The following is a 12,447-nucleotide window of genomic DNA, read 5'->3' as shown; positions in this document are numbered from 1 at the left end:
TCTTAGAAGCGACAACGCATGTCTACACCAAACTGCATGGGGCGTGCCAACTGAGCGTAGCCGTTACCCGATGACTCGAAGTAGAAGGTGTTATAGCGTTTGTTAAGGAAATTGCGTGACCACAAATCAATCTCCGCACGACCAATGGAAGTACATATTTTCCAGTTTACAGTGCCATAGAAATTCTGTGCCACGTCATTCTTTTCCGTCCAGTATATCTTGCCTGCTCCCAAATAATTGGCTACGAAACGCACTTCGTCAAACAAAGAGTTCTCGTCACATTTTACAGTGTATTGAGCGCCTATATTTAGCGTGTGACGAGGAATGAAGGGAACGAAGTTATCTTTGTAATCGGCTTTCCCGTCGTTAAAGTCGGCAAAGGTAGCATGGGTGTAACCGTAGTTGGCTGTTAGCATAAGCTCATCGGTTACGTTGGCCCGTATGGCTGCTTCCGCTCCGTAACTGCGACTTTTGCCTGCGTTGACCATCATTCTACCCATCTCACTACCGGAGAACTGAGCAATTTGTTGGTCTTTGGTATCCATGTAAAAGGCTGCCAAATCGGCCCACAAAGTTCCGTCGAGTAGGGTAAGGTGACTTCCTAATTCATAGTTCCATGCATATTCGGGTTTGTAGCTTATTACCTTGCTGATGTCGGTCGTACCGCCTCCGGTTCTCATCATTTGGGCCTGAATAATATCCGAGAACATCTGGATGTTGTAACCTCCACTGCGGTATCCTCGGCTCACGGTTGCGTACAGATTGTTTTTAGGATCGAAAGTATATTTCAACGCAAACTTAGGTAGCAGAATCCAATAATCATCATCTTCTTCGCCTTCAACCTGATAGGTGTTCGATGCAATATCACCCATGGGCTTGCCCATCATGTAAGCTTGTGCTCTCATGGTGGTGTGCGTGTCATGTGTAATATCCATTTTTTCATAATCGGCACGTAAGCCTACGGTCAGGCTCAGACCTTTCCACAACAGGTCATTAAACGTGCTTTCATGAAATAAAGCTGCTCCCAAAGTAGGGGTGTCGTAGAATCCGTAAATCGGCATGGTTTGATCTAGCAATTTCACTTTTACCGGACTGGATGCCATGGCTGCGTCCATGTATCCTTGAAGCATTGCCATTCCGTCGGCCATGAAGGTAACAGGTGCCTCGGTATCCAATGCCTGGTAGAAAGCAAATCCTCCAAACAGCCACTCCCAACGTTTGTTGTTTTTGCTTTTGAGCGTTAGCTCTTCGCTGAAGGTTTGCTGTTTCTGTTTCTGTATGATGCTATATTTATCGGCTACAGAGAAATCCTGATCCATCATCAGTCTGTCTTTCAAATACTGGAAACCGGTTACAGATGTTAACGTGAAGTTTCTGGCGTTGTATTCGGTATTCAAGCTGGTATTAACCAAGTTGCGATGGTAGGTCGACTCCAAATTATAAGCGGGATCGGCTGTTTTCCCCGTACTTTTATCATATAACCCATAAGGATATCCGCCCTGATCGTTGTATTCGTAATTCACATTCAAGTCTAACTTTAAATTAGCCGTAGGCAAGAATATACTACGGATACGGCCTCCGGTTGAATGGATGTGATCGATGTTTTTGTCGAGTGCCTTGTTCTCAAAGAAGCCACCTGCGTATTCATAGAAGCCTCCTGCCGAGAATGCAAATTTGTCGGATACGCGGTGGTAGTGGGTTACCGATGTATTATACTGATTATAAGTTCCGGCACTTAAACGGAGATCAGTACCCTGATAGCTAAACGGCGATTTGGTGAATACACGGATCAGTCCGCCCATGGCACTGCGGCCGTATAGAGTGGCCTGAGGTCCGCGCAATACGTCAATTCGCTCAATATCAGCATAGTTGAAATCGAATGCCGATTTGTCCATAAAAGGTACATTGTCAACATACAAACCTACAGAAGGGTTGTTAATACGCGAGCCGGTACCTCGTATGTAAATGGCTGAAGTCAGCTTAGAGCCATAATCGGGAATGAAGAGGTTTGGCACGAGTGCTGAAAGGCCTTTCAGAGAGGTGACCTGACTATTCTGCATGTCTCTTTGTGACAAAATTGTTGAGGCAGAGGGTTGTTGACGTAGCTTTCGGCTTTCTTTAGGCGTAGCAATGACGACCACTTCTTCTACATCAATCACTCGAACAGTATCTTTGGGCAGATCTTCGGCCCAAACTGGAACACAGCCCAGCAACGCCAGGCTCAATAGAAATTTATTTTTCTTCATAATAAAGCAGAATTTAGTGAATACAGCATCCTTGGATCCTTTTTTCTGTATGACTGGGATCGGGAAACACCGTATTGATTGTAACGAGGGCAAAGAAACAGTTTATATTTGGGCTATACAATCCTAATTTATGAGGATTATATACGGTCTGCTTCTACATATCCGTTCATTACGGCATACATCGTAAGTCCGGAAACCGATTTGATTCCCAGCTTTTCAGTGATGTTTTTGCGGTGAGTGATAACCGTCGTGAGACTGATGTTCAGCTTATCGGCTATCTCTTTGTTTATATACCCTTTGGTGATGAGAACAAGCACTTCTATTTCGCGTGCCGATAGCTCAGCCTCCTCGTGCGGAGGAGGGAGTGGAATGCTATCGGAGAAGAATTTGCTTAATTCAGCTTTCATCATTTTCTCCGGAAGGAAAATATTCAATATATGATTTCCGCCCGATGCGGTATTGAGTCCTATGCCGTGCATCAGAATAACCGTTTTTTCTTTGCGGGGGAGAAAAAATGAATTATACAGTACGTAGGTTTGCGAAGAAACAAAGTACCACGTATACATATCAGGGGTATCATCGGCAAATGTACCGTAGTCGGCAAACGTACGGATAATAAATTCCTCGCTTATTTCACTGAGCAACTTTTTGAGTCCGATAGCCGATAATGTATCGGGGTTGATGATTGCTATTTCCATAAGAGCATTCTATTTAAGCCGGATTGTTCAGGAAGGCAGCAACGGCTTCTGCACATCGTTCCCCATCCATGCCCGCTGATACGATACCTCCTGCGTATCCCGCACCCTCTCCGCAAGGGAATAGGCCTGCTATGGTGATGTGTTGCATTGTTTCTTTATCGCGCACAATTCGTATGGGTGATGAAGTTCGTGTTTCAACACCCATCATTACAGCTTCATTGGTTAAAAAGCCATGACAGCTTTTTCCGAACTGCAAAAATCCTTGTGCCAACCTTTTTGAGATGAAATCGGGCAACCAAAAATGAAGCGGTGAGGCAAGTAAGCCGGGGCTATACGAAGACTTCGGCAAGTCGACTCCTAACTTGCGGTTGGTGAAGTCGACCATACGTTGCGCCGGTGCCGTTTGCTTCATGCCTCCTTGCAGCCAGCTTTGCCTTTCTAACTCTTCCTGAAAGTGCATCAGTTTTAAAACACTTTCTACTTTATCGGCCTTGCCATTGGCCACGAGCCATTGGTCGACCTCTGTATCTTCGGGTCGTATTTCAACCACCATTCCCGAGTTACTCCATTTAGAACCTCGGTTGGAGGGCGACATGCCATTGACAACAACTTGTTCGGGACCGCTTGCGGCTGGTACAACGAAGCCACCCGGACACATGCAGAAACTATATACACCTCTTTCCTTTATTTGGGTGACAAAACTGTACTCGGCAGCTGGAAGATATGAGCCGCGGCCTTCTCTCCGATGGTATTGAATCTGATCTATCAGTTCGGAAGGATGCTCCAAGCGAACACCTACTGCCAGTCCTTTGGTTTCAATGGGAACGTTGTTTTCGGCTAACCAGCGATATACGTCGCGCGCTGAATGTCCGGTAGCCAGTATAACCGGTCCGAGAAATGTTTGGCCGGTATTTGTTTCAATCCCTTCCACTCTGTTATTCTTAATAATCAGTGCATCCATACGTGTTTCGAAGTGCACTTCACCTCCGTTGGTCAGAATGGTGTTACGCATATTTTCAATGACTTTGGGTAATTTGTCAGTCCCAATATGCGGATGAGCGTCGGCCAGGATAGCCGGATTGGCTCCGTGTTGGCAGAACACATTTAATATTTTATCTACATTGCCTCGTTTCTTGCTGCGAGTGTATAGCTTTCCGTCGGAAAACGCACCGGCACCGCCTTCTCCGAAACTATAATTCGATTCAGGATTAACGATATGCTCCCTACTGATAAGGGCTATATCTGATTTCCGGTCGCGTACACTCTTTCCCCGTTCCACTACGATAGGACGCAACCCTAGCTCAATGAGACGCAGCGCTGCAAAGAGTCCGCCGGGTCCTGCACCTACCACGATTACCTGTGGCTTATTCTCAACACTCCGGTATTCGGTTATTTGAAATTCATCCCCCGAAGGCATTTCGTTGATGTAAACACGTACACCCAGATTGAGGTAGATGGTTCGTTGTCGGGCATCGATGCTTCTCTTTAGTATGCGAATGGCATAAATCGTATCTGGTTTCACACCCTTTTCACGGGCAATGTACTGCTTCAGTACCTGCTCGTTGGCTGCCTGCTCTGGCAGAATTCTAAGTTGGTATTCTTGTATCATTCTAAATTTATATATGAAATAAAATTCCGGTTTATCCAAACAAAGCCCGGAATGCTTCCTCTACTTTTCTAACAGGAATAAGCTCAATCTTAATCCGTTTGGTGTCAATGCCCTGCAAATTATATTTGGGAAGAACAAACTGACGGAAACCTAATTTTTCGGCTTCAGCAATGCGTTGTTCAATACGGTTTACGGGTCTTATCTCTCCTGATAATCCTATTTCACCGGCCATGCACATGCCACTCTCTATCCCTGTATCCATGTTGGAAGACAGTATGGCGCTAATAACTGCCAGGTCAATGGCCGGATCATTCACCTTTATACCTCCGGCAATGTTTAAAAATACATCTTTCTGAGCCAGTTTAAAGCCCACCCGCTTTTCAAGAACGGCCAATAGCATATTCATTCTTCGTAGATCAAAGCCTGTTGCCGATCGTTGCGGGTTCCCATAAACAGCCGAACTAACAAGAGCTTGTGTCTCTATCAGAAAAGGCCTAACACCCTCAATTGCAGATGCAATGGCTACGCCGCTCATCCCTTCGTGATCTTGTGATAACAATAATTCGGAAGGATTGTTTACTTGTCGGAGCCCGTCTTGCCGCATTTCATAAATGCCTAGCTCGGCCGTGCTGCCAAATCGGTTTTTGATGCTTCTGAGAATACGATACATGTAATGCTGATCTCCTTCAAATTGAAGGACCGCATCGACTATGTGTTCCAGCACTTTGGGACCGGCAATGCTTCCTTCCTTATTGATGTGACCGATCAGGATAACGGGTGTATGACTCTCTTTGGCGAAGCGGAGAATGGACGCGGAGCATTCACGAACCTGTGCTACACTTCCGGGCGAAGATTCAAGTATCTCTGTCGAAATGGTTTGTATGGAGTCGATAATAACAAGGTCGGGACGCGTATTTTTAATGTGAACATATATCTGCTCCAGTGATGTTTCGCAAACAATGAGGCATTCACCCGAAGCACTTCCTAAGCGGTCGGCTCTGAGTTTAAGCTGACGCGCGCTTTCTTCACCGGATACGTACAGAATGCGTTTTTCGGGGATGCGAAGCACGGTTTGTAAAACCAAGGTCGACTTTCCGATACCCGGTTCACCACCTATCAACACCAGCGAACCTTGCACCAATCCGCCTCCCAAAACCCTGTTCAACTCCTCATCGTACATATCAATACGAGGCTCATCGGCCGCTTCGATTTCGTTGAGCGTAATGGGGCGGGTTTTTACGCTTTCCATACCGGTTGAAACCTTTTTCGGTCCGCTTTCTTTGCGGATGATTTCTTCCACATACGTATTCCATTCTCCACAACCGGGACATTTCCCAATCCACTTAGGTGATTCCTGTCCGCAGTTGCTGCACACATAAACGCTCTTTTCCTTTGCCATTCAATTTCTCTATTTGTAGAACAATGACAAAAGTAATGAAAATAATCAGAATGAAGATGGGTACTTGCCTTGAATCTGTTAAACTGTGATTTCTCCTGCCAATGAGTGATTCATTCGTTCTCTGATTTCCTCGGGAGAGTATCCGTGTCCGATTAGAAACATCAGTTTGGTTACGGCCGATTCTGTAGTGCTGTCATATCCGCTAACAACCCCTGCCTGCAATAATTGGTAACCGGTATTGTAGCGTTCCATCTCCACCGTGCCGGCGTTGCATTGCGTTACGTTGACTATGACAATGCCTTTGGCGCAGGCTTCACTCAGGCACCGGATAAACCACGGTTTGCTGGGAGCATTACCCGATCCGTAAGTCTCCAGTACCAATGCTTTTAGTCCGTCAATAGCCAAGGTAGCCGCCATTACGTTTTCTTGTATGCCCGGAAAGAGTTTCAATACAGCGATGTTACTGTTAAGCCAGGTATGCACCTTTAACTGCCTGCCTTCTTCGTATTGATGAATATGCATGCGGTGGAAACGGATATGAATACCTGCTTCGGCCAGTATGGGGTAGTTGGAAGAACGAAATGCATTGAAATTTTCGGCATTCATCTTGGTGGTACGGTTACCACGCATCAGGTGATTTTCAAAAAAGATGCATACTTCGGGTACAATGGGATTGCCTTCGGTATCATGTGCGGCTGCAATTTCAATGCTGGTCATTAGATTTTCTTTGCCATCCGTACGCAGTACGCCTATGGGAAGCTGTGAACCGGTAAAAATGATAGGTTTATTTAGCCCTTCCAGCATAAAACTCAATGCCGATGCCGTATAAGCCATTGTATCCGTACCGTGAAGAATCACAAAACCGAAATAATTGTCATAGTTCTCGCCAATGATCTGTGCCAGTTTTTTCCAGATCTCCGGGTCCATGTCGGATGAGTCCATAGGAGGATTAAACTGCAAAGAATCGATGGTGAAATTGAGTTGTTTCAACTCAGGAATATGATGTCTGAGCTGCTCGAAGTTGAAATTTTCGAGCGCTCCGGTTTTTTCATTTTCAATCATACCGATGGTTCCACCGGTGTAAATTAGCAATACGGAAGTATTTTGCGCTTTTCCTTGCATAATTGTACTGTTATCTGGCTTGCAAATATAGTATTAATCTTGTTATCAATGACATTTTGTAAGGCTAAAATTATTTTATAAGAAAAATAAGGCAAAAAGTTATAAATTGATTGTTTTTATTCTTACTTTTGCAACACTTATCAAAAACGATAATAGAAACAAAGAGAATGGTTCATTACTATCCACATACAACCACATCCATGTGCACCACAACCCTTAGGGGTTAGGGATAGTATTTGTGTTTCTACGTGATACACGCTTGCAATAGCAGGCAATTTCAATAAATCTTATTTTAATCGTCATTGAATTTCCTTTTGAGGGAATTAGTGTACTTAAATTAGCATCTTCATGAAAGTAATGAAATTCGGCGGAACATCCGTAGGTTCCGTGAACAGCATTTTAAGCGTAAAGAAAATAGTAGAGGCAGCAGAAGAGCCTGTAATCGTGATCGTTTCAGCATTGGGTGGTGTGACCGACCAATTAATCAATACTTCTAAAATGGCTTCTGCCGGTGATTCTCGTTATGAAGGAGAGTTCCGCGAAATTGTATTCCGCCATGTGGAAATGATAAAAGCCGTTATTCCGTCCGGAGAGCAGCAGCAGGATTTGCAGCGCCGTGTGGGTGAACTCCTTAATGAATTAAAAGATATCTTTCAGGGTATCTACCTTATAAAAGACCTCTCTCCGAAAACTTCTGATATGATTGTCAGCTACGGTGAGAGGCTTTCTTCTATTATAGTGGCAGCATTAATTCAGGATGCGGTATGGTTTGATTCGCGTAGCTTCGTTAAAACCGAAAGAAAACATGCACGACACATGCTTGATGCGGAACTTACCAATAAATTGATTAAAGAAACGTTTAAAGTATTACCCAACGTGTCATTGGTTCCGGGCTTTATCTCGTCCGACAAGGTGACTGGTGATGTAACTAACTTAGGACGTGGAGGTTCTGATTATACGGCTGCTATCATTGCTGCTGCGCTTGACGCTTCGGGTCTGGAGATATGGACAGACGTTGACGGCTTCATGACTGCCGACCCTCGCGTGATCAGTACTGCCTATACAATAACCGAACTGAGTTATGTGGAGGCAACCGAACTGTGTAACTTCGGAGCCAAAGTGGTTTATCCACCAACAATTTATCCGGTTTGCCACAAAAATATTCCTATTCTGATAAAGAATACATTCAACCCCGAAGCAGTTGGTACCATCATCAAACAACAAGTGAGCAGTCCCCTAGGTAAGGCCATTAAGGGTATTTCCTCCATTAACGATACAAGCCTTATCACTGTGCAAGGCTTGGGAATGGTTGGAGTGATCGGTGTAAACTATCGCATCTTCAAAGTTCTCGCAAAGAGTGGAATCAGTGTGTTTCTGGTATCTCAGGCCTCTTCGGAGAACAGTACCTCTATCGGTGTGCGAAATGCCGATGCTGATTTAGCTTGTGAGGTATTAAACGAAGAGTTTGCCAAAGAAATTGAAATGGGCGAAATTGGTCACGTATGTGCTGAGAAAGATTTGGCTACCGTAGCCATTGTCGGTGAGAATATGAAACACACCCCCGGTATTGCGGGTAAACTATTTGGTACGTTAGGACGTAACGGTATCAATGTGATTGCTTGTGCACAAGGAGCCTCGGAAACCAATATTTCGTTTGTAGTCGAATCCAAATCGCTGCGCAAATCACTGAATGTGATTCATGATTCTTTTTTCCTTTCCGAATATCAGGTTTTGAACCTGTTTATCTGTGGAATAGGTACTGTAGGTGATAGTCTTATCGAACAAATACGTTGCCAGCAACAGAAGTTGATGCAGGAAAACGGGTTGAAACTGAATGTGGTGGGTATAGCCAATAGCTCATTTGCCATGTTTCGCCGAGAAGGGCTAGACCTTTCCAATTATCGTGTTGAACTGAAAGAGAAGGGTATCAAGAACTCTCCCAAGATATTTCACGATGAGGTGATAAAAATGAATATTTTCAATTCGGTATTTGTTGATTGTACGGCTAATGCTGAAGTTGCAGCTTTATACAAAGACTTCCTGCAACACAATATATCGGTGGTGGCTGCTAATAAAATTGCGGCTTCTTCGAAATATGACAATTACCGTGAACTTAAGCAAGTGGCACGTCACAGGGGAGTGAAGTTCCTTTTCGAAACCAATGTTGGGGCCGGATTACCCATTATCAATACGATTAATGATTTAATCAATAGCGGTGATAAAATATTAAAGATTGAAGCGGTTCTTTCGGGTACGCTCAACTACATCTTTAATAAAATCAGTGCTGATATTCCTTTCAGCAAAGCCATTCAGATGGCGAAAGAAGAAGGCTACTCCGAACCCGATCCCCGTATTGATTTGAGCGGGAAAGACGTTATTCGCAAATTAGTGATCTTAGGGCGTGAGGCGGGTTATCGTTTGGAACAGGAGGATGTGGAAAAGCACCTGTTTGTACCGGCCGAATATTTTGAAGGCTCGCTGGATGACTTTTGGAAACGGGTTTCCACGCTTGACGCCAACTTTGAAGCACAACGCAAGTTGCTTGAAAGTGAGAAGAAACATTGGTGTTTCGTAGCCCGTTTGGAAGATGGTAAAGCGTCTGTCGGTTTGCAGGAAGTCGATGCTTCTCATCCGTTTTATGGACTGGAGGGAAGCAACAACATCATCTTACTGACAACGGAAAGATATAAAGAATATCCGATGATGATTCGCGGATACGGAGCCGGTGCAGGCGTTACAGCGGCCGGCGTATTTGCAGATATTATGAGTATAGCTAATGTTTAATGAGATGAAACATATTATTATATTGGGAGATGGCATGGCCGACTGGCCTGTGAAGTCTCTGGGAGACAAGACGCTCCTGCAATATGCGAAGACGCCTTATATGGACATGCTCGCCCGGATGGGACGCAACGGTAGGCTGCAAACCGTAGCCGATGGCTTCCATCCGGGCAGCGAAGTGGCTAACTTATCAGTTCTGGGTTACAACCTCCCTAAAGTGTACGAGGGCAGGGGAGCGCTCGAAGCGGCAAGTATTGGTATTGATCTCAAACCGGGAGAGATGGCCATGCGCTGTAACCTGATCTGCATAGATGGAGAGGTTATTAAAAACCACTCTTCCGGTCATATTTCGACGGAAGAGGCTGATGTGCTTATTCAATATTTGCAGGAGGAGTTGGGGAGTGACAAGGTGTGCTTTCATACCGGAGTTTCTTACCGGCATCTATTGGTTATCAAAGGTGGAAATAAGCAGTTAGACTGCACGCCGCCTCACGATGTGCCGTTGCAACCGTTCCGCCCGCTACTGGTAAAACCTTTGCAGGCAGAGGCTGAAGATACGGCTTCGTTGATTAACGAGCTGATCTTGAAGTCTCAGAAACTTTTGAAAGACCACCCGATCAACCTGAAACGAATAGCGGATGGCAAGGATCCGGCCAATAGTATCTGGCCATGGTCGCCAGGTTACCGTCCTCAAATGGAAACATTGTCGGATACTTTTCCCGGTATAAAGTCGGGAGCGGTTATCTCGGCGGTCGACTTGATTCGGGGGATTGGTTATTATGCCGGACTTCGCCGTTTGGAGGTAGAAGGAGCAACCGGCTTGTACGATACAAACTACGAAAACAAAGTGGCTGCTGCACTGGATGCTTTGAAAAAGGACGACTTTGTTTATCTTCACATTGAGGCCAGTGATGAGGCCGGCCACGAAGGAGATGTGGACTTGAAAATTAAAACGATTGAGAATTTGGATAGTCGGGCAGTCGGCCCCATTTACGAAGCTGTTAAAGACTGGGATGAACCTGTTGCGATTGCCGTCTTACCCGATCACCCTACTCCCTGCGAACTTAGAACACACACAAAAGATCCGATTCCTTTCTTGATTTGGTATCCGGGAATTGAAGCCGATAGCGTGCAGACTTATGATGAAGTGGCTGCTTGTGAAGGAAGCTACGGATTGTTGAAGGAGGATGAATTTATGAAAACGTTTATGCTTGCAAACAAATAACAGCTATGAAATATTACAGTACAAATAAACAAAGCCAGTCGGTTTCCTTGCAAGAAGCGGTAGTGAAAGGATTGGCTTCAGACCGCGGACTTTTCATGCCCGAAGCGATCAAAGCTCTTCCATCAAGTTTCTACGATCACATTGAAAACCTGTCTTTTCAGGAGATAGCCTATCGTGTAGCTGATGCCTTTTTTGGTGAAGACATTCCGGCAGACACATTGAAGGACATTGTGTACGATACGCTCAATTTTGATGTTCCTTTGGTGAAGGTGGAAGAAAACATCTATTCGCTTGAGTTGTTTCACGGACCCACTCTTGCTTTCAAGGATGTTGGCGGTCGTTTTATGGCCCGGCTATTGAGCTACTTTATCCGCAAAGAAGGTCAGAAAGATGTGAACGTATTGGTTGCCACTTCGGGAGATACCGGCAGTGCAGTGGCTAATGGCTTCCTCGGTGTAGAAGGCATTCACGTTTACGTGCTTTACCCCAAAGGAAAAGTAAGTGAAATACAAGAGAAGCAGTTTACTACATTGGGACAAAATATCACAGCTCTGGAAGTTGACGGTACGTTTGACGATTGCCAGGCACTGGTGAAGTCGGCTTTTATGGATAAAGAACTGAACGATCACTTGTTGCTTACCTCGGCCAACTCCATCAATGTGGCTCGTTTCCTACCGCAGGCATTCTACTATTTCTATGCTTATGCACAACTGAAAAAGATGGGACAAGCAGACAATAAAAAGGTTGTGGTATGTGTACCAAGTGGTAACTTTGGTAATATTACAGCCGGCTTGTTTGGAAAGCAGATGGGCTTGCCTGTGTCTCGCTTCATTGCAGCCAACAATAAGAACGATATATTCTACCAGTATCTGCAAACCGGAAAATACAACCCCCGTCCGTCGGTTGCTACGATAGCCAATGCAATGGATGTGGGTGATCCCAGTAACTTTGCTCGTGTACTCGATCTGTATAAAGAATCTCACGAAGCTATCTGCCGTGATATCTCGGGAACCACCTATACTGATGAGCAAATTCGTGAAACGGTGAAAACCACTTATCAGCAAACAGGTTATTTACTTGATCCGCACGGAGCATGTGGCTTCCGTGCTTTGAAAGAAGGATTAAAGGAAGGAGAAACCGGCGTATTTCTGGAAACAGCTCATCCGGCCAAGTTCCTTGAAACAGTAGAAAGTATTATTGAAAACAAGGTAACTATTCCCGCCAAGTTGCAGGAATTTATGAAAGGAGAAAAGCAAAGCTTGCCGTTGAGTAAAGAATTTGCAGATTTTAAAGCTTATTTATTGAAACTTTAAGCACAAATCAAATATCTTTGAAATCTCGTTCGGCATATTGCCGGGCGAGATTTT

General features: G+C 44.8%; 8 protein-coding genes. 3 read left to right on the top strand and 5 right to left on the bottom strand.

Annotated elements, in window-relative coordinates; genetic code table 11:
- Window positions 1–2 precede the first annotated feature (2 nt).
- From ACKPCE_RS02410 to ACKPCE_RS02390, 5 genes are all read right to left on the bottom strand, one after another.
- Entirely contained in the window at window positions 3–2,246 is a 2,244-nt protein-coding gene (locus tag ACKPCE_RS02410) for a TonB-dependent receptor (RefSeq protein WP_319504068.1), read from the bottom strand.
- Between the two features lie 137 nt (window positions 2,247–2,383).
- Window positions 2,384–2,944, bottom strand: coding sequence for a response regulator transcription factor (locus ACKPCE_RS02405; protein WP_024995812.1), 561 nt, complete (start codon window positions 2,942–2,944; stop codon window positions 2,384–2,386).
- A 13-nt stretch (window positions 2,945–2,957) separates the two neighbouring features.
- A complete protein-coding gene (locus ACKPCE_RS02400) occupies window positions 2,958–4,553 on the bottom strand; it encodes an NAD(P)/FAD-dependent oxidoreductase (protein ID WP_319504067.1) in 1,596 nt (531 codons plus the stop codon).
- A 31-nt stretch (window positions 4,554–4,584) separates the two neighbouring features.
- On the bottom strand, window positions 4,585–5,952 hold the full coding sequence (radA, locus tag ACKPCE_RS02395; protein ID WP_027317736.1) for a DNA repair protein RadA: 1,368 nt from the start codon (window positions 5,950–5,952) through the stop codon (window positions 4,585–4,587).
- A gap of 78 nt (window positions 5,953–6,030) precedes the next feature.
- On the bottom strand, window positions 6,031–7,074 hold the full coding sequence (locus ACKPCE_RS02390) for an asparaginase (protein ID WP_319504066.1): 1,044 nt from the start codon (window positions 7,072–7,074) through the stop codon (window positions 6,031–6,033).
- 348 nt (window positions 7,075–7,422) lie between these two features.
- Here ACKPCE_RS02390 and thrA point away from each other — a divergent pair, with 348 nt between their 5' ends.
- From thrA to thrC, 3 genes are read left to right on the top strand one after another with little or no spacing between them, the layout of a single operon-like run.
- A complete protein-coding gene (thrA, locus tag ACKPCE_RS02385; protein ID WP_024995815.1) occupies window positions 7,423–9,858 on the top strand; it encodes a bifunctional aspartate kinase/homoserine dehydrogenase I in 2,436 nt (811 codons plus the stop codon).
- Between the two features lie 4 nt (window positions 9,859–9,862).
- Window positions 9,863–11,080 carry a cofactor-independent phosphoglycerate mutase gene (locus tag ACKPCE_RS02380; protein ID WP_319504065.1) on the top strand — a complete coding sequence of 406 codons (1,218 nt, stop codon included), beginning with the start codon at window positions 9,863–9,865 and terminating at the stop codon, window positions 11,078–11,080.
- 5 nt (window positions 11,081–11,085) lie between these two features.
- Window positions 11,086–12,393 carry a threonine synthase gene (thrC, locus tag ACKPCE_RS02375; RefSeq protein ID WP_319504064.1) on the top strand — a complete coding sequence of 436 codons (1,308 nt, stop codon included), beginning with the start codon at window positions 11,086–11,088 and terminating at the stop codon, window positions 12,391–12,393.
- Window positions 12,394–12,447 lie beyond the last annotated feature (54 nt).

The sequence above is a fragment of the Bacteroides graminisolvens genome, from assembly GCF_963666085.1.
Classification (GTDB): domain Bacteria; phylum Bacteroidota; class Bacteroidia; order Bacteroidales; family Bacteroidaceae; genus Bacteroides; species Bacteroides graminisolvens.
The sequence above is the reverse complement of the archived record's forward strand: the minus strand, read 5'-3'. Positions and strand labels throughout refer to the sequence as shown.

What these genes read in the sequence shown, in the direction of transcription:
- ACKPCE_RS02400 (WP_319504067.1), bottom strand. Translation starts at nt 4,553, where the DNA reads ATGATACAAGAATACCAACTTAGAATTCTGCCAGAGCAGGCAGCCAAC.
- ACKPCE_RS02380 (WP_319504065.1), top strand. Translation starts at nt 9,863, where the DNA reads ATGAAACATATTATTATATTGGGAGATGGCATGGCCGACTGGCCTGTG.
- radA (WP_027317736.1), bottom strand. Translation starts at nt 5,952, where the DNA reads ATGGCAAAGGAAAAGAGCGTTTATGTGTGCAGCAACTGCGGACAGGAA.
- thrA (WP_024995815.1), top strand. Translation starts at nt 7,423, where the DNA reads ATGAAAGTAATGAAATTCGGCGGAACATCCGTAGGTTCCGTGAACAGC.
- ACKPCE_RS02405 (WP_024995812.1), bottom strand. Translation starts at nt 2,944, where the DNA reads ATGGAAATAGCAATCATCAACCCCGATACATTATCGGCTATCGGACTC.
- thrC (WP_319504064.1), top strand. Translation starts at nt 11,086, where the DNA reads ATGAAATATTACAGTACAAATAAACAAAGCCAGTCGGTTTCCTTGCAA.
- ACKPCE_RS02410 (WP_319504068.1), bottom strand. Translation starts at nt 2,246, where the DNA reads ATGAAGAAAAATAAATTTCTATTGAGCCTGGCGTTGCTGGGCTGTGTT.
- ACKPCE_RS02390 (WP_319504066.1), bottom strand. Translation starts at nt 7,074, where the DNA reads ATGCAAGGAAAAGCGCAAAATACTTCCGTATTGCTAATTTACACCGGT.